Below are 22,622 nucleotides of genomic sequence, written 5' to 3'. Positions count from 1 at the left end.
TCGGAAGCCGCAGGCCGTTCAGCCTGCGGCTTTTTTTCTGAATACGCCGACGATGATGTCGCTCGGGAACATGCGCAGCACCGGAATGGCGCACAGGATGGCGGCGTACTGGACGTACAGCGAGACCAGCGGCACATTGCCGGCGCAGCGCAGGCGCTCCAGCAGGCCCTTGGCGCGCAGGGCCGGCAGTTCGGCGGCCTCGACCAGTTCGAAGCCCTGCCCCGCGACCAGCCGGCGCAGGTTGCTCGGATTGAAGTAGTGCACGTGCGGCGACGGCAGGTCTTTCTGCCACAGGCGGTCGAACGGCGCCTTCCAGCCGAGCCGCGCGACCAGCTTGGACAGGCGGTAGAAGAAACCGCTGCTGCTCGGCAGGTTGAGGATCAGGATGCCGCCGCTGTCGAGACGCTCGTGGCAGGCGCCGAGGGCGGAGCGGATATCCGGGATGTGCTCGATGACGTCGTTGAACACGATGACATCGAAGCGCTCCCCGTCGGCCAGCACGTCCGGGAAATAGCCCGATCGAACAGGCAGGCCGCGCGCGGCGGCGCGTCCCCCGACCACGGCATCCGGCTCCACGCCCAGCACCTCGAACTGTTCGCGCGCCGTTTCCAGGAACCAGCCATGGGCGCTGCCAACGTCGAGCAGGCGGCGGCCTGCCGGGGGCGCATGCTTCCGGGCGTACTGGACGATGACGCGGAAATTCTCCAGCCGCAGCGCCTTGAGGCCGGCTTCGCGCTCGGCTTCGTTGACTTCGGGTCCCGTGTGGGCATTGATCGCGTCGGTCAGCGCGGCGCTTTCATAGCTGCATACGGGACAGGTCGCATGCCATCCTTCGAGGCCTGCGACCTTGGTGTTGCCACATACGATACACGCCATATCGGGTTGCTTTCGTTGCGTCATGATCGCAATAGAATATTGCATTTTGGCCAAGTATTGTGGCTTTTTTTGGGGCTTGCGGATTAAGCTTGCTCTAAGCGAAAGCGCTGTACTTCCCTTGCGCTTGGGGTACAATGACAGTTCTCTCGTTGGGGGCGACCTGGTTTCGACGTGGGTTGCAAAGCAGCGCAGGGCATACCGAGGGCTGGTTACCTCGTAAATACATCCAGAAATCAATAACTGCAAACGATAACTCGTACGCACTCGCAGCTTAATTGCTGCTAGCTCTACAACACCTCGCCCCTGGGGTGGCCGCAAGGCAGTAGAGTCATTTACAGGGGCTCGCAGTAGGCTGGGTTACTTAGTCGACTGTTAAATAATAGGTAACTCGCTTGTCCAAAGGGTGCACATCCCCGTTGTCCAGGTTAAATTAATTGATAGTGCTAAGTATGTAGAACTGTCTGTAGAGTGCTTGCGGACGCGGGTTCGATTCCCGCCGCCTCCACCACCGCATTCCAAAAAGCCGCTGATTCGTCAGCGGCTTTTTCATTTCCGCCTGACTCATTCCAAGCCCTTCCCACGGTGTCGGCCCACACCCCCGGCTCAATCCAGCAACAATTGATTGTTGTTTTTTCATCAATGTCATCATTCTGTCATGACAATAATGTAGGGCCTCTGTATATTAAATTTCTGAAAACATATATTTTGATTGTTCTATAACCATCATAGCTGGGTATCATGCTCGCCAGTGCGCAACCAAATATCGTAGCCGGTAAGAAAGCATCTTGCGCCACTCCCGTGATCGTCATGTATGCACTCGCGGCTGCCAGCGTACTGGCGGTCAAGTACAAGATCATGACCGACGGCGGCTACCGGATCGTGGCGCGCCTTGCGGGGCTGGACGAGCATGCGCTCGGCACCCTTTCCCGCCTACATTTCTTTGCCTTCGACCTGCTCGTGCTTGCCGCCATCGTGCCGGCGGCGCTGCTGCTGCTGCGGCTGCTCTGCGGGCGCGTCGCGGCGGCCCGCGCCAGCATGGCCTTGTCCCTGGCCTTGATCCTGGTGTCGTTCATGAACCTCCAGGCGCTGGGCGCGACCGGGAAGCTCCTGTCGCTCGACGATCTCGCGCCGATGTGGACCTGGGTCCGCGAACAGCCGGGCGCCTTGTTCGACTATGTCAGTCCGCGTTCGCTGGGACGCCTGGCCCTCCTTCTCCTGGTCGCCTGGGCCAGCTACTGGTTTCGCCATTCGCCCCTGCTCTCCATGGGCAGGCATATGGCGCTCCCGGCCACAGTCCTGTGCACCCTGCTGTCCGCGGCCGCCGTCTGCGGCATGGCGCTGGACAGGTCCCCGGTGACCTCCTTCCACGCCTCCACCACGCTCGAGATGCTGGGCGCACTCGTGGCGCCGGAACAGGAAGGCGTCGCGGGACCCGAACTCGCCCAGGCGTCGAGCCGGCTGAATTACCAGTGCGAGGAGGCCCGGCCGGCCAAGCCGCGGCGCCCGAATGTCGTGCTATTTATCATGGAGACGATCCCTTACGATCTGTTCACCTCGAAATACGCAAGCGGCCTGACGACCTTCAAGGAACTGGAAAAGTCGGCGTACGTATCTCATCGACACTATTCGACCTATCCGTTCACCAGCTATGCCCGCTTCTCGCTGTTCACCGGCCTGTACCCCTCGTTCCGGCTCGAGAAAACGCTGCCGCTGCAGGCGCATTACCCCTTCAAGAGCGCATTCAGGTCGCTGGTGGACGAAGGGTATGAGCTGAAGGTCTTCGATCCGATCACCAGGCGCTATCCCGTCGATGACTGGGTCGTGCACCAGCTCGGCGGCAAGGTCGTGAGCGCCGATCGCGGCGCGACCACGGCCGAGAAGGACGAGCGCGTCCTCTCCAGCCTGGTCGGCCACATCGCCCAGGCCGCGCAAGCCGCGACACCGTTCGTGTACGCCATCCTGCCCCAGATTTCGCACGGTCCCTGGCTGCCGGCCGGCGCCTCGAAACAAGACTTGTACCGCGAGGGCGCCTCCAGGCTGGGGAAGCTCGACAGCGACCTGGGCAGGATCGTCGACGCGCTGAAACGCGCCGGCGTCTACCAGGACACGGTCATCGTCGTCACCGCCGACCACGGCTTGCGAACCAGCAAGGAAGCCGGCTTCCTGTCGACCCAGGTGCTGAACAGCGTGTCCTACCACGTCCCCTTGATCATCCACGATCCACAACTGGGGAAGACGCATGCGCTACCCCACCCGACCACGCATCTGGATATCTCGCCGACACTGCACTGCCTGTATGCGCATGGACAGCGGGGTATCGAAACCCAGGGCATGTCGATGCTGTCGCCGAAGGCGCAGTCGCGGACCGTGCACTTCGGCGGCGCCTGGTACAGCGGCAGCGACGGGCTCTGGGACGGCCAGGCCTTCTACAGCTATAACCGGCAACTGGGCATGCTCTGGACCAGTCCGCGGTTCGATTTCAGCGACGCCCAGCCGCTGACGGCCGGGGTGACGAAGGCGGCGATCGTCGAACGCCTGCAGCGCCAGGAAGCACTGCAGCAGGCATTGCTGCAACGGCGTGCGAGCGCGCCGGGACTCGATACCGTATCGATCAATGCCACTTCCATGCAACAGCGTTGAGCCGCTATTCTTGCCTGGCAAGAAATGCTGAGGTAACATAACGGCGCCCTTGGGGAGTAGCCTGCTTCCGTTATGGAAGTTTTCGCATCAACATACTTGGCGTTCTACGCCATGGTGCGAAAGCCTTCTGGTTGGCAAGACCATTGGCATGTTTGCGCGACGATCGGGCCGCGCGGCATGCCTTTGTTCGTGCCCGATCGGAAAGCCACCATGACTCTCACCGCCATCATCATCCTCGCCCTCGCCATGTCCACCGACGCGTTCGCTGTCGCGATCGGGATGGGCGCCCGGCGCAACCATGTTCCCCTGCCTGAAGCCCTGCGCATCGGCCTGCTGTTCGGCCTGATCGAAGGCATCACGCCGGTCATCGGCTGGGCGCTCGGCAGCATGGCCGCCTCGTATGTGGCGGACTGGGATCACTGGATCGCTTTCGTCCTGCTGGGTGGCCTGGGCATCCGCATGATCATCGAAGGCAGCGGCGCACCCGACGACACCGAGGAAATCGCGAAGCGGCCGTTCTGGCTGCTGGTGCTGACGGGCTTTGCCACCAGCATCGATGCGCTGGTGGTCGGCGTCGGCCTGGCCTTCGCGGATTCGAGCATCGTCGCGCCCGCGGTCGCGATCGGCATCGCCACCCTGTCGATGGTCACGCTGGGCCTGCTGATCGGACGCCGCATCGGCGCGGTGGTCGGCAAGCGCGCCGAGATTTTCGGCGGACTGGTCCTGATCGCGGTCGGCTGCCTGACCCTGTGGGAGCACCTGCACTGAGCAGAATGGGCGGCCCGGCATGCCGGGCTGCCCGCCGACGATCTCAGGACGTCGGTCCCGGATCGCTCCCGACTCCCTCGATCGCCAGCAGTTCCTGCAGCAGTGCATTGTTAAAGGCTGGAATATCGTCCGGCTTGCGACTCGTGATGAGCTTGCCATCGACGACGACTTCCTCATCCGTCCATTCCGCACCCGCGTTGCACAGCTCGTCCTTCGCGCCCGGCCAGCTCGTCATATGTTTCGACTCGGCGATGCCGGCGTCGATCAGGGTCAGGGGTCCGTGGCAGATGGCCGCGATCGGCTTGTCCTCGTCGCCGAATGCCTTGATGAACTCGATCGCTTCCCTGCTCTTGCGTAGCTGGGCGGGATTGGTCTCGCCGCCCGGCAGCACCAGCGCAGCGAAATCGTTTGGCCGCGCATCGCTCACGTTCATCTCGACCCTGAACCTGTCACCCGGCGTGCCGTGGTTGACGCCCTGGACTTCCTCGCCAGCCCGCTTCGGAGACACGAGCGTCACCTTCGCCCCCTGCTGCTCGAGGAAGCCGCGCGGCCCCGTGTATTCCACTTGCTCCACACCATCGGTCATCAGCACCGCCACGCGCACGCCTTCCAATGCCCGACCACTGACCTGTTCCATATGACCTCCTCGAGTCGACCTGGTTTGTCCAGATCGATTGTAGGACTGCCGCCTGAGGCACGGCGCGCGCATGGCCAGCCTGGCGCGGCCGGTCAGCCGAGCAGGTAGCAGACATCGTCGCGGTCGCGCCGGTTGGCCCGGGTGCAGAGAAACCCGTCCCAGCCCAGGCGCGCCGTCCCGTCGAGGCTGACGCCGTCGACGTCGTCGCACCGCAGCACCAGCTGCAATTCGCGGCAGGGCAGGTCGAGCGCGAACCGGCCGAGCAGGGCCGCCAGCGCGCGCGCGCCGTCCGCGCCCGGCAGGAAGCGTTCGACGTCCCGGCTGCCGAGCGGGCCCAGCCGGATTCGGATGCCCAGCTCCGGCCGCAGCAGGCGCGCGCCCACGGTGGCGCCCTCGCCCAGCACACAATTGCCCAGCGCCAGGCGCGTGCGCTGTTCCGGCGCGAGCACATCCCAGCGCCCCGTGAACTGCTCGACGGCCACGGGAATGCCGAAGTAGGCGGCCAGCACGCCGGCCACCATGTGCCCGGGCACGACGCGGCTGCCCAGCTGCGCGGCGTAGCGCGCCAGGCAGGCCGGCGCGGGGGCGCCGGCGTCGCCGGTGCTGACGCCGGCGATCGCCAGCAGCAGCGGCAGCAGGCGGTCCTGGCCGTCCTCCGCGGGCAGGCGCACGCGGTACTTGCTCCAGGCGCGGTAGAACAGGGCCAGCTGGCGGCTCGAGAACATGTCGAGGAAGGCGCGTGGCCCCTCGTCCCCGGTCTCGGCCAGCCAGGCGGCAATCCGTTCGGTGTAGTGCAGCGGCAAGGCGCCGCTCACGCCGAGCAGCCCCATCAGCAATGGCTGGACCTCGAACCCGGCCAGCCCATCCGCTTCCGTCCCCGGGATGGGCACGATGTCTGCCAGCTCGCTCGCGGGAAAGCCCAGCGCCAGGCTGTTGCGGAAACGGATGGCGCCGCCCAAGGCGCGCTCGGGTGCGACGCCCTGGCGGCCGAGCCAGCGCACCAGCAGGTGCACGGCCTGGAAGAATTCGTAGCGCTGGGGCGCGCGCAGCAGATCCGCGATCACACCAGCGCCAGGCTGCCGTTGCGGGGCTCGCATCGCAGCAACTCCTTGTCGCCCTGGCCCGACACCAGCACCAGCCGGGTGAAGCTGTTCAGGTGCACGTACAGGCCGAAGAAGCGGCTGACCACCTGCGCGAACACGGCCAGGCTGCTGCCGGCGAAGGCGTCCTCATCCACCGTCATCCTGAGCTCCACGCCATGCACCAGGCTGGCGCCGTAGCGGTTGCGCAGCCATGCGGTGGCCGGCCTGGCGGCCAGGGCGGTGACGCCGGCGATCTGGCGCTGCGACGCGGCCGAGCGCGCCGGGTCGTAGAGCGCCAGGGTTTCGCGGAAGGCGTCGAGGTCGGCCAGCGAGCGCTGGTTCAGCGCCAGCTGCGTCACCAGGCGCCAGTGGGCGCCGCCGCGCTGGGAAAAGCGCAGCGGCGCCGACGGCCGGCGCAGGAGCCGGATCGGCAGGCCGTTGGTGGCGGTCTCGGTCGTCAGGTCGCCGCCGGGTGCGCCATGCTTGAGCGCGCAGGCATGCAGTCCGTTGCTGCAGGTCAGCCCGATCGACGCGACGCAGGCCTCGTCGCCGGCCAGCGACAGCTCGTCGTCGGTGAAGGCGATCTTCATGCGGTGGCGCCGGTCGCCGCGTTCGTCCCTGCGCGCGAACCAGTAGCGCCGGCCGGGTCCCCCGCCCTCCCCGTGGCGCAGGCCGTAATAGGGGCGGTACTCGATGCTGGACGCCCTGCCGTCGACGGACCTGAGCACGTGCACGCTGTCGATGCTGTAGACCTCGATGCCTTCCTCGTGCTTGCCGGGAACGACGTCGTACATGCTGGCGCGCTGCGTGATGCGCACCGGACTGGCCGGATGCCCGAACAGGTTCACCACCGGCGCGCAGCCGGGCGCGAGGTTGGCGCCGGAGAGCGCCTTGAGGATGCGCGCCTGGCCGGCATCGGCATGCATGCCGGTGAGGATGAAATGCAGGGTGAAGCGGTGCGCGCCCGCCGGCAGCGCCGCGGCCAGTTGGGCCAGGTCGATGTCGATGAAATGGAATTTGTCCGGGAACGCGAAATACTCGCTCAGCAGGCGGTAGGCCGGGTGCTCGTGCGGATGGCAGGGCGCCAGCGCTTCATCCGGCTCCAGCCCGCCCAGGGACAGCGGAAGACGGTCCAGGCGCCGCCACGGCTGCCCGGCCTCGGCCTCGAGCCAGGTGTCGGCCACCTGCAGGAACAGGCAGTCGAGCAGCGCGGCGCACAGCAGGCTGTCGCCGTCGACGTACAGGCGCAGGCGCGGCAGGCCCAGCTGGTGCAGCATGCGCGCCGGCATCGCGCTGTCCACGGTCACGCTGATGCGGCTGCCGGCCCGCGGCGGCAGGCGCACGCCGGGCGGGGCATGCGCCACCGGATCGAAGCAGGCCCGCGTGACCGCCAGCGGGGCGAGCGCCAGCGCGCTCGTGGTGCGGAAGCGGCACGGCGGCCCCTTCGCGTTCAGCGACATCATCTCGGTCCCGCGCGGGACCACCTGCACCTGCTCCGGCTTCAGGCTGCGCGCGCCGGGGTCGCCGCCGGGATCCACGCGCGCGATCGAACAGGAAGGGATGCCGTGCAGGAAATGCGGGTACAGGCTGCCGAGCAGCGCCTCGGTCAGCTCGGGATAGTCGTCGTCGAGCTTCTTCGCGGTGCGGGCGTTGAGCAGCGCGCACGCCTGGATCAGCCGCCGCACATGCGGGTCTTCGCCGCCCTCCGCGCCCAGCCCCAGTTCCGCCGCCAGCTTCGGATAGTGCCGGGCCAGTTCGCGGCCCACCGTGTTCAGGTAGACCAGTTCGCGCTCGTAGTAGGGCAATAGCTCTTCCATTGCTGCTCCTCCCGTGCTGACTGTCTTAACATCGTGCAGATCGGCGCGGCAGGTCTTGCGGTGGCGCAAAGGATGGCTGGCGCTGGGAAGCGCTCCTGCGCCTTACGGAGTGCGCGGGTTGAAGGCCAGGTCGCGCGCCATGGCCTGGTACAGCTCGCGCGCCCGGGCATTGTCGGCGGGCGGCAGCACGATCTCCAGGACCAGGTAGAGGTCGCCCGGCTGTTTGGCCGGAATGCCGCGTCCCTTCAGGCGCAGCTTGCGTCCGCCTTGCGAGCCGGGAGGAATCGACACTTCGACCGCGCCGGACGGCGTCGGCACCGAGATGCTGGCGCCCAGCGCCGCCTCCCACGGCGCCACCGGCAGGTTCTGGTAGACCTGCACGCCTTCGACCCGGTAGCGCGGATCGGGATTGAACTGGATTTCCAGGTACAGGTCGCCGGCCGCGCCGCCGCCGATGCCGTGCTGGCCCTGCCCCGCCAGGCGCAGCTGCTGGCCGGGCGTCACCCCTTTCGGGATCGTCACGTGGAGCGTCTTTTCCTGCATCGTGGCGCGCCCATGCGCATCGTGGCGGGGTATCCGCAGGCTGACCTTGCGGCTGCCGCCATGGTAGGCGTCGCGCAGGTCGATGCCGATGGAGGCGTGGATGTCCTCGCCGCGCATCTGGAAGCCGCCGCCGCGGCGCGCCCGGTGGCCGCGTCCCACGTGGGCGAACAGGTCGGCGAACAGGTCGTCGGCGCCGCCGCCGCCGAAATCGAACTGCTGGCTCCAGTCGGGCGGCGGACGGAACTGCTCGCCGGCGTGGTGGCCGCGGCCGAGCTGGTCGTAGGCGGCGCGCTTCTCGGGGTCGCCCAGCACGTCGTAGGCCTCGTTGAGTTCCTTGGTCTTGTGGTCGGCGTCGGCGAGCTTGCTGACATCGGGATGGTACTTGCGCACCAGCTTGCGGTAGGCCTTCTTGATGTCGTCGGCCGATGCGTTGCGCTCGACGCCGAGGGTCTGGTAGTAGTCCTTGTATTCCACGGCAGACTCCGGATCGGATGGTGTGTCCATCGTAGCGCGCGCGGCGGCGGGGCAGCGCACGGTTTCCTCATCCGGAACGGCGCCCGGTCGCGGCAAATAGCCAGTAGAATCCGGGGTTTCCCGTTTTACAGCCTTGCCATGTCCGCCACGCTACCCGTCACTGCCCAGTCTCCCGTCCGCGCCGAGATCGCCACCCTGTGGCGCCTGTCCTGGCCGATGCTGGTCGGCCAGCTGGCCACGGTCGGCATGGGCGTGGCCGATGTCGCCATGACCGGCCACGTCAGCGCCGAGGAGCTGGCCGCGGTGTCGCTCGGCACCTCGGTGTGGTCCATCGTGCTGGTGACCGTGATGGGCACCATGATGGCGATTAATACCGTGGTCGCCCACGAGATCGGCGCGGCGCGCCACGACCAGGTGCCGCATTCGGTGCGCCAGGCCATGTGGAAGGGCGTGCTGGTCGGCCTGGTGGCCTGCCTGTTCGCCAACCTGTGCACCCTGCTGTTCGACCATGTCGGCCTCGACCAGGCGGTGGCGGACCGCGCCGCGCTGTTCCTACACGCGATCAGCGTCGGCATGCCGGCCTTCGCCTGCTACCGCGCGCTGTACGGCTACACGACCAGCATCAACCAGACCATGCCGATCATGTGGATCGCGGTCGGCGGCCTGGTCTACAACGTGCTGATGAACTGGCTGCTGGTGTTCGGCAAGCTCGGCTTTCCGCAGCTCGGGGCGGTCGGCTGCGCGGTCTCGACCGCCAGCGGCATGTGGCTGATGCTGGGAGCCATGGTCTGGTGGATCCGGATCGCCCCGGCCTACCGCATGACCTACCCCTTCGACCGCTGGGAAGGCCCGCAGGGCAGGAGCATCCAGGGCCTCCTGAAGCTGGGCCTGCCGATCGGCGTCACCTATTTCGCCGAGGTCAGCGCCTTCGGCCTGATCAGCCTGCTCGTGGCGCGCTTCGGCGTGGTCCAGGTGTCCTCGCACCAGGTGGCGCTGAACTTCGCCTCGCTGGTGTTCATGGTGCCGCTGAGCTTTGCGATCGGCATGCTGACCCGGGTCGGCCAGGCCATGGGCGAAGGCAATCCGCAGCGCGCCCGCTTCGTGGGCTGGGTCGGGGTCGGCATGTCGGTCGCCTTCGGCGCCCTGTCGGCCCTGTGCATCGCGGTGTTCCGCTGGGAGATCGCGGCCGCCTATACCTCGGATCCGGCGGTGCAGGCCGCCACCGCCCACCTGCTGCTGTTCGCCGCCCTGTTCCAGCTGTCCGACGCCACCCAGGTCGCGACCGCCTCGGCGATCCGCGGCTACCACGTCACCCGCCCGCCGATGATCATCCAGCTGGTGGCGTTCTGGGGCGTGTCGCTGCCGGTCGGCTGCGTGCTCGGCCTGGCGCCGCAATGGTTCCCGTGGGCGCCGGCCGTGCCGATGGAGGCGACCGGCTTCTGGATCGGGCTGGTGATGGGCCTGACGGTGGCCGCGGTGCTGCTGACCTGGGCGTTCGAGAAGCTGGCGCGGCAACGGATGCGGGACGCTGCCGCGCACTAGGCTGCGCGGCGCCCGCCAGTGGCGCCGATGACGGACCGGCGCCAGTTGACTATACATATTTACAGCAGCGAATCCCCGACTCTGGTATCGTCTCGCCCGTTGCAGTAGATTAACTAGATCCCAGAGACACACATGCGCCCTCTCCTCCTTCTCCTGGCCGCTCTCGCGGCCGCTCCCGCTTCGGCGGAACGCCTGACGCTGGACCGCATCTACGGCGAACCGGCCCTGGCCGGCCCCGGCGTGCGCAACCTGCGCGTGTCGCCCGACGGCGAACGCGTGACCTTCCTGCGCGGCCGCGACGACAACCAGTACCAGCTCGACCTGTGGGAATACAACACCAGGAACAAGACCACCCAGCGCCTGGTCGACTCCAAGCGCCTGGTCCCGAACGAGGAGCTGTCGCTCGAGGAAAAGGCCCGCCGCGAACGCGCCCGCACCGCGGGCCTGTCGGGCATCCTGAACTATTACTGGTCGCCGGACGGCCGCCAGCTGCTGGTGCCGATCGGCGGCGACCTGTACCTGGTCGACGCCGCGAAACCGGAAGCGGCGCGCAAGGTCGCCTCGGGCAACGTGATCGATCCGAAGATCTCGCCGAAGGGCCGCTACGTGTCCTTCGTACGCAACCAGAACCTGGTGGTGATCGACCTGGCCAGCGGCGCCGAGCGCCAGCTGACCACGGACGGCAAGGGCACCGTGCACAACGGCGAAGCCGAGTTCGTGGCCCAGGAGGAAATGGACCAGCATACCGGCTACTACTGGGCGCCGGACGATTCCGCCATCGCCTACCGCCGCTATGACGAAGCGCCGGTGCCGGTCGCGCGCCGCTTCGAGATCTTCGCCGACCGCACCGAGGTGATCGACCAGCATTACCCGGCCGCGGGCGATCCGAACGTGCTGATCGACCTGATGGTCGTCAATCCGGCCACCGGCGAACAGCGCAAGGTCGACCTCGGCGCCGAGAAGGACATCTACCTGGTGCGCGCCGACTTCAGCGCCGATGCGAAAACCCTGGTCTACCAGCGCCAGTCGCGCGACCAGAAGCGCCTCGACCTGGTGGCCGTCGACGTCGCCACCCTGGCCCAGCGCCCGCTGTTCAGCGAAACCTCGAAGACCTGGGTCAGCATCCACAACGACCTGCGCTTCCTGAAGAGCCGCAAGGCCTTCCTCTGGGCCTCCGAGCGCAGCGGCCGCAACCACCTCTACCTGTACGACCTGGACGGCAAGCTGCTGCACCCGATCTCGCGCGGCGAATGGGGCGTGGACAGCGTCCTGGCGGTGGATGAAAGCGCCGGCAAGGTCTATGTCTCCTCGAACCGCGACGCCGTCATCGACAAGCAGACCTATGCGCTGTCGCTGGACGGCCGCAACGCCGACAAGCCGGTGCGCATCACCAAGGGCGACGGCTGGCACGACGCTTCGTTCGCCGGCAACGGCAAGATCTTCGTCGACACCTATTCCGATCCGCGCACCCCGCCGCAGGTGTCGATCCGCCGCGCCGACGGTTCGATGGTCGAGTGGCTGGAAAAGAACGAGCTGAACGCGAAGCATCCGTACGCGAAATACCTGCCGGACCACCTGCCGACCGAGTACGGCACCATGCAGGCGAACGATGGCCAGACCCTGCACTACTCGATCATCAAGCCGGCCAACTTCGATGCGAGCAAGCGCTATCCGGTCTTCCTGTTCACCTATGGCGGCCCGCACTCGCAGCGCGTGACCCGCGCCTGGGGCAATTACTTCGACCAGTACATGGCGCAGCAGGGCTTCGTGGTGTTCCGCCTGGATAACCGCGGCTCGAGCCGCCGCGAGCGCCAGTTCACCGACGTGATCTACAACAGCCTCGGCAAGCACGAAGTCGACGACCAGCTGACCGGCATCGACTGGCTGGCCAAGCAGAGCTTCGTCGATCCTAGGCGCATCGGCGTGTTCGGCTGGAGCTATGGCGGCTTCATGACCCTGCGCCTGCTGTCCGCCGCATCGGACCGGATCGCCATGGGCGTGTCGGTGGCGCCGGTGACCGACTGGTCGCTGTACGACACCCACTACACCGAGCAGTTCGTGGGCGGCACGCCGAAGGGCGATCCGGAAGCGTACAAGCGCAGCGGCGTGTTCGCGCACCTGGACGGCCTGAAGTCGCCGCTGCTGCTGATCCACGGCATGGCGGACGATAACGTGCTGTTCACCAACACCACCCGCCTGATCGACGAACTGGTCAAGCGCAACGTGCAGTTCGACCTGATGACCTATCCGGGCGCCAAGCACGGCATCTCGGGCAAGGTCAACCAGCGCCACGTGTACGGGATGATCGAGGCCTTCTTCAAGAAGAACCTGGGCGGAACGCAGCCCAGGTAAATCCTTGCCATGACAAGGGGATCGATCTGCCAGGTCGATCCCTGCAATGAAAACACCCTACCGGCCCGGGCTCGTAGGGTGTTTTTGTTTTGGCGCCCCCATGGACGAGGCCTTGAAACGGCGACAGGCGCCGGCCCGAGGGCACGCACGCCTGTCGCTTGCCACTTGCTACCTGTTGTTAGCGGCTTAGCGTGGAGGCGGACGCGTCGCGTCATCCAGCGCTTCGCGCACATCGCCCAGCTTCTCCTGGGTCTTGCCTTCAACCTGGTTCTTCAGGCCCTTTGCCTGCTGTTCCTTGCTGTCCACCAGCTTGCCGGTTTCTTCCTGAATCTTGCCGCCGATGTCTTTCAGCTTGCCTTCGACTTGGTCCTTGTTCATGGTGCTCTCCTTTTCGATCACATGACGGGATGTCCATGTTTCGAAGCCACTTTAAGCCCGCCAGGAAACGTCATCTGTTCGTGCACGCACACAAGCCTTGCACACAGTCGCGCGACGTTTTCGCATTGCAAATGCTAATCTTTTGGCAACGCGGCGCCGCCGCTTACCGAGTCTTCGCCATGAACGACCAACGCCCTGTCGCTCCACCCGAGCTGCCGCCCGAGACGCCGCAGACGCAACGCCGGCTGGCGCGCCGCGTCACCCTCATCAACGGCATCGCGGTGCTGTTCTTCCTCGGCCTGGCCGCCGTCTGGCTGGCCGCCGATGCGCTGCTCCTCGTGTTCGCCTGCATCCTGTGCGCGGTGCTGCTGTACAAGCTCAGCGAGATCGCGCACCGCCGCCTGCACCTGTCGCGCAAGCTGGCGCTGACCCTGGTGGTCCTGCTGCTGATCGCCATCGTCGGCCTCGGCGGATGGGCGATGGCGCCGCAGATTTCCGAGCAATCCACCAGGCTGGCCAAGGAAATTCCCGCCGCGGTCGAGCGCCTCCAGAGCGCCGTCGAACAGCATCCGCTGCTCAAGCGCATCGCCGCCGAGCTGCCGGCGCCCGAGCAGATCGTCAAGCAGATGGGTTCGCTGGTGCCGAATGCGGGGCTGTTCTTCGGCGGCTTGCTGGGCGCCATCGGCAACGTGGTCATCATCCTGTTCGTGGGGATTTATTTCGCGGCGACACCGCAGCTGTACACGACCGGTTTCATCCGCCTGATTCCGCAAACCAAGCGTACGCGCGCACGCGAAGTGCAGCAGGAACTGGGCCATACGCTGGCAAGCTGGCTGATGGGCAAATCGGCCTCGATGCTGATCGTCGGCATCGCCACCTCGATCGGCCTGAGCCTGCTGGGCGTGCCGCTGGCGCTCATCCTCGGCATCATCGCCGGCCTGCTCGACTTCATCCCCTACCTCGGACCGATCATGGCCGGCGTGCCCGCGGTGCTGCTGGCGCTGTCGATCAGTCCCGAACTGGCGCTGTACACGGTGCTGCTGTTCGTCGGCATCCAGCTGGTCGAGGGCTATCTGCTGCAGCCCCTGATCGAAGCCAAGGCCGTCGACATGCCGCCGGCGCTGGTGATCGTGATGCAGCTGATCTTCGGCACCCTGTTCGGGTTCGCCGGCGTGGCCCTGGCGACCCCGCTGGCGGCGACCCTGCTGGTGCTGGTAAGGATGCTCTACATCGAGGATGTGCTGGGCGACCGCTCGGCCAGGCGAAGTGGATCGGGCTGATCGACGCGCATAAAAAAGCCGCGCGTTGCGCGCGGCTTGTTACTTGAATGGAAGGCGCGGGTCAGCGATTGCCTTTGACGATATCCTTCACGTCGCCGGCTTTCTCCTGGACCTTACCTTCAGCCTGCTTCGACAGGCCTTCCCTTTGCTGCTGGCGGCTACCCACGGCTTCGCCGACTTTCTCTTGGATTTTGCCGCCAATATCCTTGGCTTTTCCTTTGATCTGATCCTCGTTCATCCAGCACCTCGCGGTCTCGTGAATCATGGGTGCCACCTTAGGCCCGAAATCAGGCGCGATCTGTGCGCTGGTTAACATTCCGGCTTGCGCCAGACGCTCGCGAGCCAGGGCTGCTGGTCGCGCGGCAATCCTGCAGGCCGGTAATAGTGGTGGAGTGCAAGGAAACCCGCTGCAGTCAGGTAGTGTTCCCAGGTGTCGTAATCGTAGAAGCTGCCATAGCGCGGGCCGTTCCAGCCCTCTTCGTTATGGCCGCGCGGGTTGGAACTGAACAGCACGGCGCCCGGTTTCAGGGCGGCATGCAGCTTCGCCAGCACGCCCGGCAGCGCGGCGCTGGGGACGTGGAACAGCGCGGCGTTGGCGAAGATGCCGTCGAACATCGCATCCGGCAGGTCGAGGTGCAGGAAGTCCTGGTGCCAGACTTCGCAGCCGCTCCAGGCGCGCGCCATCTCCACGAATTTCGCACTGCCGTCGAGGCCGATGGCGCGGTGGCCGAGCGTGCTGAAGGTCTTCAGGTCGCGGCCCGGGCCGCAGCCGAGGTCGAGGATGGTATAGGGAAACGGGGCCTGGATGGCGGCCAGCAGGGCGTCGATGTTCTGGCTGACGTCGTGGTCGATGGTGCCGGCGAAGAAGCTGTCGGCGGTCTTGTTGTAGTGCGCGAGGGTGCGGCGGGAAATGTCGTCGGGGGTCATGGTGACTGGATGCATGTGCTGGTGATGGGTGCATCTTAGCGCGGGGTCGAAGGTGGCGCTGTCACTGCTCGACGGAATTGCCCGCATGGCGCCACAGGCTGCGCCATGCGGGCAAACATCAGGCAATTACCACACGCGCACCCGATCTTCCGGCTTCAGGTACAAGGCCTGCCCCGGCTGCACCTCGAACGCCTTGTACCAGGCATCCAGGTTGCGCACCGTATAGGTACGGTACTGCCCCGGCGCATGCCCGTCGGTCAGCACGATGCGGCGCAGGGTTGCCTCGCGCATCTTGGTGCGCCAGCTGCTGGCGAAGCCGGTGAAGAACTCGCGGTCCGCTTCCACGCCGCTGGTCTTGCCGCTCGGCGACATCTTGAAGGCGTCGTAGGACGCCGCCAGCCCCGCCAGGTCGGACAGGTTTTCGCTCAGGGTCAGCTGGCCGTTGAGCGCCAGGTCGTCGAAGGGCTTGTACTGGGCGTACTGCTGCACCAGCTTCTGCGACGCTGCGCGGAAGTGCGCCAGGTCTTCCTTGGTCCACCAGTCGCGCAGGCGGCCCTGCGCATCGAACTGGGCGCCCAGGTCGTCGAAGCTGTGGCTGATCTCGTGGCCGATCACCGAGCCGATCGCGCCGTAGTTGGCCGCATCCGAAGCCTTCGGATCGAAGAACGGCGGCTGCAGGATCGCGGCCGGGAAGTTCAGCGCGTTCTGCATCGGCAGGTTGACCGCGTTGACCAGCTGCGGCGGCATGGCCCAGTCGGTACGGTCGGGCTTGCGGTTCAGCTTGGCGATCTGCTGGACGTAGTGGTATTCCTGCGCCCGCACCACGTTGCCGAATGCATCGTCCGGCGCTACCTTCAGGCCCTCGTACGACTTCCACTTGTCGGGATAGCCGATGCCCACGTACATCGTGCGCACCTTTTCCTTGGCGTGGGCGCGGGTGGCCGGCGCCATCCAGTCCAGCTTGTCGATGCGGCGCGAGAACGCATCCTTGATGTTGGCGACCATCTCCAGGACCCTGGCCTTGTTCTCGGCCGGGAAGTGGCGCTGCACGTAGATCTTGCCGAGCGCGTCATCCAGCGCGCCGTTGGTGGCGGCCAGCGCGCGCTTCCAGCGCAGCGACTGCTGCGGCGTGCCGGCCAGGGTCTTGCCGTAGAACTCGAAGCGCTGGTCCGAGAACGCCTTCGGCAGGGTGCTCGCGAACTGGTTCATGGTGTGGAAGGCCAGGTAATCCTTCCAGGTCGCCAGGTCGGTCGCTGCCACCTGCTCCGCCGCGCCCTTCAGGGCGGTCGGATGGTAGACCAGGAAGCGTTGTTGGCCGGACAGGCGCGCGCCCTTCAGGAACGCGTTCCAGTCCATGCCCGGCGCCTTGGCCGCGAAGTCCTTCGCGGTCCAGATGTTGTTGGCCTTCTGGATATCGGCCGACTCTTCGCGCGACGCGTGGCTTTCGGCCAGCTCCGACTCCAGCGCGAAGATCTTGACGGCGCGCTGCTCGGGATTGCTGTAGCCGGCCAGCTTGAGCATGGCGGCGATGTGCGCCTGGTACCTGGTGCGCAGGTCGGCCATGCGCGGGCTGTTGTCGAGGTAGTAGGCGCGGTCCGGCATGCCCAGGCCGCCCTGCAGCAGGTAGGGGATGTTCCGGGCCGGGTCGGCCAGGCCCTGGTTGACCCACAGGCCGAACAGGTTCTCGGTCTCGAAGTCGGTCGCGTTCAGCGGGTCGACGTCGGCGCGCAGCGATTCGCCCAGCGCCCGCGCCAGCCCCTTGCGGTCCTTGATCGCGGTGATCTTCGCCAGCTGGGCCTTGAGCGGGGCCAGGCCGGCCGCCTCGATCGCCTCCTCGTTCATGTAGGCGTTGTAGTAGTCGACCACCTTGCGCGCTTCGCCGGAAGTCGCCTTGTCGGCGCCCAGTTCCTCGATCAGCTTGACGATCTGCGCGTTGGTATCCTCGGCCAGTGCGTGCATCGAGCTCCAGGCGCTGCGGTCGGCCGGGATCTCGGTCCTGGCCAGCCATTCGCGGTTGGCCCAGGCGAAGAAGTCGTCGCCCGGCAGGACGGTCGCCGCGGCCGGCCTGGCCGGGTTGGCCTGCTCTGCGGCCGGCTTGGCCTGCCCGGCGGCCGGGTTGGCGGCAGCCTGTCCCGCCGCGAAGCTCGGCGAGAACGCAAACGCGGCGCCGCACAGCGCCAGGCTGACGGCGGTCTTGATCGGTGTCCAGCTGGTGTTCATGGCTTTCATTCTCCTCGATGAATTCATTTGAGTGCGGCGCGCACCTGCGGCAGCAGGCGTGCCTTCTGGGCCGCGCGGATGCGGATGCCGTTGCCGACGCGCTCGGCTTCGACCACGGCGTCCGGGCCGAAGTTCTTGCCCACGTAGGCTTCCATCATGTCGGCATGGGCCGGGTCGGCGGAACCCGCGACGATGCTGGCGAACGCGCGGTTGCTGCCGATGGCGTCCATGTTCTTCATCAGCGCATCGCGGTTGGCGACGGCGAAGGACCAGGCCATGTCGGGATGCTCGTTGGCGACGCCGTTGACGAGGTCGCCGATCACGTCCGGCGGCGTCTCGGGCGACAGCACCATCTTCAGCGTGCGCTGCGCCAGCGCCGGATCCTGGGCGCCGGCCAGCGCGCGGCCGAAGCGGTCGCGCTCTTCGCCGGTGGCGGCGCTCGCGCTGCGCGCGGCCAGCACCTCGTAGGTGGCGGCGTCGGCGTGGCGGCCGGCGACGCTCGTCACGAAGTCGATCATCGACGGGCTCACCGACGCCGGATCCTTGAGATAGCGCGCGAAACGGGCGCGTCCTTCGGCGATCGCCTCCTGGTCGCCGGCGCGCGCCAGCGCGTTCGCCAGCAGCGCGCGCAGGCGGGCGTCTTCCGGCGCTTCGCCCTGCTTCTCGTCCCAGCCGAGCTTCGCGAACTTCGGCCTGGCGAAGCCGATCAGGAAGCGGCGGACCAGGGCCTGCTCCGGTTCGCCGCGCGCCACCGTGTCCAGGGTGCGCAGGTTCGCGATGATCGATTCCCACACCGCCAGGCGCGGCTCGTCGCCGTATTTCGAGACCAGGTTCAGGTAAGCGTCCAGCTGCATGCGGCCGGCCGAGACCAGGCTCCAGGTATCGGTGAGCAGCTTGAGGCGGGTGGTGTCGGCCAGGCGCGGGACCTGGGCCGCCAGCGCCTGGAAGCTGGCCGGATCGTACTGCAGGCGGAAGTAGCCGACGCTGTGCGGATCGACCACCAGCGCGCCTTCGCAGCTGGCCTGGGTGATCGTGGTGCTGGGGCCGGACAGCAGCGTGTACCAGGCCTTGCCGTTCACGGTGCCGACCTGCAGCGGCACGTTCCACAGGCGCTTTTCCTGGGCCGGTTCGTCGAGGCGGAACTGCTCCTGCGACAGCGTGACCTTGCGCTTGCCGTCCTCGCAGGCCGCCTCCACCTTGACCAGCGGGTAGCCCGGCTGCAAGGTCCAGTCGGAAGCGAGCTTCTCGACCGGCTTGCCGGACGCCTTTTCGAGCGCCCGCCAGAGGTCGGCCGACGTGGTGTTCGAATACTGGTGCTTCGCCATGTAGGCGCGGATGCCCTTGCGGAACGGCTCCTCGCCCAGGTAGGCCTCGAGCATGCGCAGGAAGGCCAGCCCCTTCTCGTAGGTGATGGCGTCGAAGGCGCTGGCCGCCTGCTCTTCGTTCTCCACCTTCATCTGGATCGGGTGCGTGGTCTTGCGCGCGTCCAGGTTCAGCACGTACTCGCGCTCGGCGATGCCGTCCAGGTAGGGCCGCCACTCGGGGTGGAAATGCTCGGTGGCCTTGGACGCCATCCACGAGGCGAAGCCTTCGTTCAGCCACAGGTTGTCCCACCAGGCCATGGTGACCAGGTTGCCGAACCATTGGTGCGCGACCTCGTGCGCATTGAACTCGAAGGTCATCTTCTTGACGCTCTCGGGGCTCTTCTTCGGGTCGTAGAGCAGCACCGATTCGTTATAGACGATGGCGCCCCAGTTTTCCATGGCGCCGTTGAAGCCTCCGGGAATCGCGATCTGGTCCAGCTTCGGCAGCGGATACGGCATGCCGAAGTAGTTGTTGTAGTAATGCAGCAGGTCGCCCGTGGCCGCCAGCGCGAAGTTCGCCGAGCCGAGCTTGCCTTCGGTGGTGACGATGCCGATGTCGACGCCCCCGTGCTTGCCGGCCAGGCGCTCCATCTCGCCCGCCACCAGCACCACCAGGTAGCTCGGCATCTTCGGCGTGACGCCGAAGGAGATGCGCTGCTTGCCGCCCGCGATCGTTTCCTGCTTCTCGATCGGGGTGTTGGAATAGGCCTTGAAGCTGGCCGGCACGTCGACAGTCAGCTTGAATCTGGCGCGGAAGGCCGGCTCGTCCCAGGTGGGCAGCATGCGGCGCGCATCCGAGGGCTCCATCGTGGTGGCGATCAGTTTCTTGTCGGCGCCTGCCGCCTTGTAGTTGACGTAGAACAGGCCGCGCCCCTCGCGGTTGATCAGGCCGCGGAACTGCAGCGCCAGCTGGTAGCGGCCCGGCGCCAGCGGCTGCTCCAGGTTGAAACGCAGGGTCTGCTGCTTGCGGTCGAGCACCGGGGTCAGCTTGCGCTGCCTGATGCCGTTGCCGGACAGGCTGGCCGCATCGATCTCCAGGTTGTCGGCGTTGAGCATGATGGTCGACGTGGCCTTGACGACGTCGATATCCACCGTTTGCGAGCCGCTGAAGCTGTTGCCCGCGATATCCGGGACCAGGTGCGCGGCGTATTGCAGCGGCACCACGTCCTTGGGCAGCTTGCCCGGGGTGGCGGCAAAGGAAAACGGCGCCTCGGCCTGGGCGCTCACGGCCGAAAAGGCAAGCGCGGCAGCAGCCGCGGCGCGCCTGACGTGCGTGTCTCTCATAACTCTCTCTTTCATTCTTATCAGCGCCATGGTGGCGGAACAACTCAGCTGGCACTGTAAGCAAGCCGCCCCGCCAGTGCGGCTGGAATGCGACAGACTGCAAAAAACCGGGCCAAACTGCAAGATACGGGGAATGGCGCGCGCATTCTGCAGCAAGCCGCCGCGCTTGGCCATGCATTCTTGATAACTTTCCTTGCTCTAAAAAATTTTCACATTTTTTTCGAGCCAGGCCTAAAGTTCCGGAAAACGTATCCGTAAAAGGATAGACAACCGGCAATCCGGCCGGAGTACTTGCCCTGGTGCTAATATGACCGCAAACGACGTCCTCTCGATGTACGAAAACCTGGCCACCCTGACCGGCCAGATGGCGAGCGCGGCCAAGGCGGGTGACTGGAACGGTTTCGAGCAGCTCGGCGCCGAGGCGAAAGTGGAAGCGCGCGCGGCACATACCGGCGTGCCGGCGCTGGATGGCCCCAAGCGCCTGCGCAAGATCGACCTGCTCAAGCAGCTGATGGCCAACGACCGCGCGATCCGCGACGTGACCGACCCCTGGATGGGCCAGCTGGACCGCGCGATGCAGGCGCACTGATCAGACTTAATTGATTGCAAAGGCGCCGCTGGCGCCTTTTTCATTTGGCACCCTGCCCCACAGGAAGTACATACAGCAAGGGCATCATGCCACAAACAGCAGTACAGGCATTCAGGGTCAGATCTGTCATTCGGACACCGATCGAGCACCTTTGCTCTATCTCAAAATGCTGGCTTGTTTATCCCAAACCCGTCAATGCATGGCTCCCATTGGTCACCGCAATCCGTGCATTACGGACCATGTCGGAAAGAGGAAAAAAGTCACAACATACTTAAAGCCGTGCTGAGATTTCGCAAGGGTTGTGCGCCCATGTCCGAATGACAGACCTGACCCTGAACCATAGGCGGTGGATAGCCAGGGAATCAGGCTTCTGGAAGGGCGCAGAAAAACAAAAAGCGCCCGCAGGCGCTTTTTGTCAGCGACCAAGCCATGGGCTCAGCCGCGAGATTCGGAGAGCGAACACCAGGTATCTCCTGGTGTCGCCTCTTGCCGGTTGCTCCCGGCGTTTGCTGCACACAGCAGGCAGGCAAACTGCTTCCGAACACAGGCGTTTATTCAACGACTGTCTGCTTTCCGCGCCACGCTATCGGTGGTGGCTGCGCCAGACCCTGCGCCGTCTGTGATCTCGTCGACCACAAACCCAGTATAACGTAAACATCAGACTTGTGTAGACGTGTCGTGCTCGGACTCGTCCAGGCTCGGTTCGACCGGGGCGGCGGCCTTTTTCTTACGAGAAAGCCGCTGGCGGAGACGCGCCATGAGCGGCACCGCCGGCACCGCCGGAGCCTTCGCCTTCCCTCCCTTGCGCCGGCGCACGGCTACCAGCGCGCCCGCCAGCGCCAGCACGGCCGCGGCCGCGCCGCCGATCCAGCCCCAGGGCCAGCCCTCCTCCGGCTCCGGCTCGGGCTTGCGCTTCTTCCGGACCGGATGCGGCTTGTTCGCGTCCGCCGGCCTGGGACCGGCCACGTCGGCAGGTTTCGCGCCCAACGCCACCTGCAGGACCTTGACCTTGTCTTCCAGCTGGCCGATCTGCTCGCGCAGCTGCGCGTTCTTGACGTCGAGCACGACGCAGGCCCTGGACGCTTCCTGTGTCACGGCCGGACAGGCTGCCGGCGCCGGCTGCGCTGCTGCCGGCGACGGCAGCGGCACAGGCAGGGACTTCGCTTCGGCGGGCGGCGCTTTCGGCGCCGCCGCAGGCTTGGGCTGCACCGGCTTTTCCTCGGCCAGCCTGGGTGCGGCCGGCGGCGCCTTGGGCACGGCAGGTTTCGACGCCACCGGCTTGGGCACTGCCGGCGCCGGCGCGGCGACAGGCGCCGCTTGCACCGCCCTGGGCGCGACCGGCACCGGATCCGACACCTTCACAGGCACGGGCGGCGGCGCCGGATGCGGATCCGGCGCCAGCCACAGCGTCGCCAGGCGCACGCCGCGCTGGCTGCCGTCCGCCAGCTCCAGGTAAAGGTGCAGGTGGGTCGATTCGACCGGCGCCAGCGAGGTCACGTGCAGGAACTGGCGGCCGTCGCGCCGCACCACGGACATGCTCAATGTCGACAGCACGTGCGGCATGCCGATATTCGCGCCGCGATAGACGTTCGGATGGGCCAGGCGCACCTGGACCGCCGTGGCCGGGTCTTCCAGCAGGGTCAGTTCGATGTCGGCCACCAGGGGCTGGCCCATGTAGGAGCCGACGCGTGGTTCGCCCAGTTCGGCGGCGGGGGCCGCGCCGGCAAGCAGCGCGGAAATCAGTAACAAAGGAAGGCGGCATGCCATAGGGAAGAGAATCCAGTAAGCCCGAACGTAAATAACGGACATTGCGGTAAACTCTTTAATCCCAGCTTGCAAAACAGGAAAT

Annotated in this window: 17 protein-coding genes, 1 other RNA gene and 1 riboswitch; of the genes, 7 read left to right on the top strand and 11 right to left on the bottom strand. The window is 66.2% G+C overall.

Annotated features, from left to right (window positions below; all coding sequences use genetic code 11):
* Window positions 1–18: 18 nt before the first annotated feature.
* Entirely contained in the window at window positions 19–876 is an 858-nt protein-coding gene (locus tag H162_RS0105760) for a class I SAM-dependent methyltransferase (RefSeq protein ID WP_020652502.1), read from the bottom strand.
* Between the two features lie 151 nt (window positions 877–1,027).
* Here H162_RS0105760 and ssrA point away from each other — a divergent pair.
* The 3 genes from ssrA to H162_RS0105750 all read left to right on the top strand — a co-directional run bounded on the left by ssrA (window position 1,028) and on the right by H162_RS0105750 (window position 4,284).
* Window positions 1,028–1,384, top strand: a transfer-messenger RNA (tmRNA) gene (gene ssrA / locus H162_RS33100).
* A 299-nt stretch (window positions 1,385–1,683) separates the two neighbouring features.
* Complete coding sequence (locus tag H162_RS0105755) at window positions 1,684–3,516, top strand: sulfatase-like hydrolase/transferase (RefSeq protein WP_169444447.1); 1,833 nt, start codon at window positions 1,684–1,686, stop codon at window positions 3,514–3,516.
* A 39-nt stretch (window positions 3,517–3,555) separates the two neighbouring features.
* A riboswitch (yybP-ykoY riboswitch) is annotated at window positions 3,556–3,723 on the top strand.
* 3 nt (window positions 3,724–3,726) lie between these two features.
* Window positions 3,727–4,284 (top strand): manganese efflux pump MntP, encoded by a 558-nt coding sequence (locus tag H162_RS0105750; RefSeq protein WP_020652500.1) that lies wholly within the window; start codon window positions 3,727–3,729, stop codon window positions 4,282–4,284.
* Between the two features lie 43 nt (window positions 4,285–4,327).
* On the opposite strand, the gene H162_RS30205 is transcribed toward H162_RS0105750, so the two are convergent.
* The 4 genes from H162_RS30205 to H162_RS0105730 all read right to left on the bottom strand — a co-directional run bounded on the left by H162_RS30205 (window position 4,328) and on the right by H162_RS0105730 (window position 8,837).
* Window positions 4,328–4,921, bottom strand: a complete 594-nt coding sequence (locus H162_RS30205) for a type 1 glutamine amidotransferase domain-containing protein (RefSeq protein WP_051109885.1) — start codon at window positions 4,919–4,921, stop codon at window positions 4,328–4,330.
* A 92-nt stretch (window positions 4,922–5,013) separates the two neighbouring features.
* Window positions 5,014–5,985: a type VI secretion system baseplate subunit TssG gene (tssG, locus tag H162_RS0105740; protein ID WP_020652498.1), complete on the bottom strand. Its 972-nt coding sequence runs from the start codon at window positions 5,983–5,985 to the stop codon at window positions 5,014–5,016.
* Complete coding sequence (gene tssF / locus H162_RS0105735) at window positions 5,982–7,820, bottom strand: type VI secretion system baseplate subunit TssF (RefSeq protein WP_020652497.1); 1,839 nt, start codon at window positions 7,818–7,820, stop codon at window positions 5,982–5,984. Before tssF ends, tssG begins: the two co-directional genes overlap by 4 nt.
* Before the next feature lie 102 nt (window positions 7,821–7,922).
* The gene (locus H162_RS0105730; RefSeq protein ID WP_020652496.1) at window positions 7,923–8,837 is read right to left on the bottom strand and encodes a DnaJ C-terminal domain-containing protein; all 915 of its coding nucleotides are present in this window, start codon (window positions 8,835–8,837) and stop codon (window positions 7,923–7,925) included.
* Between the two features lie 138 nt (window positions 8,838–8,975).
* On the opposite strand from H162_RS0105730, the gene H162_RS0105725 reads away from it, so the two are divergent.
* Window positions 8,976–10,379 carry an MATE family efflux transporter gene (locus H162_RS0105725; protein ID WP_020652495.1) on the top strand — a complete coding sequence of 468 codons (1,404 nt, stop codon included), beginning with the start codon at window positions 8,976–8,978 and terminating at the stop codon, window positions 10,377–10,379.
* Between the two features lie 132 nt (window positions 10,380–10,511).
* The gene (locus H162_RS0105720) at window positions 10,512–12,731 is read left to right on the top strand and encodes a S9 family peptidase (protein ID WP_020652494.1); all 2,220 of its coding nucleotides are present in this window, start codon (window positions 10,512–10,514) and stop codon (window positions 12,729–12,731) included.
* 186 nt (window positions 12,732–12,917) lie between these two features.
* On the opposite strand, the gene H162_RS0105715 is transcribed toward H162_RS0105720, so the two are convergent.
* On the bottom strand, window positions 12,918–13,109 hold the full coding sequence (locus H162_RS0105715) for a CsbD family protein (protein ID WP_026354276.1): 192 nt from the start codon (window positions 13,107–13,109) through the stop codon (window positions 12,918–12,920).
* 179 nt (window positions 13,110–13,288) lie between these two features.
* Here H162_RS0105715 and H162_RS0105710 point away from each other — a divergent pair, with 179 nt between their 5' ends.
* On the top strand, window positions 13,289–14,389 hold the full coding sequence (locus H162_RS0105710) for an AI-2E family transporter (protein ID WP_020652492.1): 1,101 nt from the start codon (window positions 13,289–13,291) through the stop codon (window positions 14,387–14,389).
* Between the two features lie 61 nt (window positions 14,390–14,450).
* Here the strand turns inward: H162_RS0105710 and H162_RS0105705 are convergent, their stop codons facing one another.
* The 4 genes from H162_RS0105705 to H162_RS30200 form a co-directional block, all read right to left on the bottom strand.
* The gene (locus H162_RS0105705; protein WP_026354275.1) at window positions 14,451–14,627 is read right to left on the bottom strand and encodes a CsbD family protein; all 177 of its coding nucleotides are present in this window, start codon (window positions 14,625–14,627) and stop codon (window positions 14,451–14,453) included.
* Window positions 14,628–14,698: 71 nt separating this feature from the next.
* A complete protein-coding gene (locus H162_RS0105700) occupies window positions 14,699–15,316 on the bottom strand; it encodes a class I SAM-dependent methyltransferase (RefSeq protein WP_020652490.1) in 618 nt (205 codons plus the stop codon).
* A 126-nt stretch (window positions 15,317–15,442) separates the two neighbouring features.
* Window positions 15,443–17,536 carry a M13 family metallopeptidase gene (locus tag H162_RS0105695; protein WP_020652489.1) on the bottom strand — a complete coding sequence of 698 codons (2,094 nt, stop codon included), beginning with the start codon at window positions 17,534–17,536 and terminating at the stop codon, window positions 15,443–15,445.
* Window positions 17,537–17,559: 23 nt separating this feature from the next.
* Window positions 17,560–20,184, bottom strand: a complete 2,625-nt coding sequence (locus H162_RS30200; RefSeq protein WP_020652488.1) for a M1 family metallopeptidase — start codon at window positions 20,182–20,184, stop codon at window positions 17,560–17,562.
* A 307-nt stretch (window positions 20,185–20,491) separates the two neighbouring features.
* Here H162_RS30200 and H162_RS0105685 point away from each other — a divergent pair, with 307 nt between their 5' ends.
* Entirely contained in the window at window positions 20,492–20,773 is a 282-nt protein-coding gene (locus H162_RS0105685) for a flagellar protein FliT (RefSeq protein WP_020652487.1), read from the top strand.
* Between the two features lie 657 nt (window positions 20,774–21,430).
* On the opposite strand, the gene H162_RS0105680 is transcribed toward H162_RS0105685, so the two are convergent.
* Window positions 21,431–22,522, bottom strand: coding sequence for a FimV/HubP-related protein (locus tag H162_RS0105680; RefSeq protein WP_026354273.1), 1,092 nt, complete (start codon window positions 22,520–22,522; stop codon window positions 21,431–21,433).
* Between the last annotated feature and the right edge of the window lie 100 nt (window positions 22,523–22,622).

The organism is Massilia niastensis DSM 21313 (assembly GCF_000382345.1).
GTDB lineage: Bacteria > Pseudomonadota > Gammaproteobacteria > Burkholderiales > Burkholderiaceae_D > Telluria > Telluria niastensis.
The sequence above is the reverse complement of the archived record's forward strand: the minus strand, read 5'-3'. Positions and strand labels throughout refer to the sequence as shown.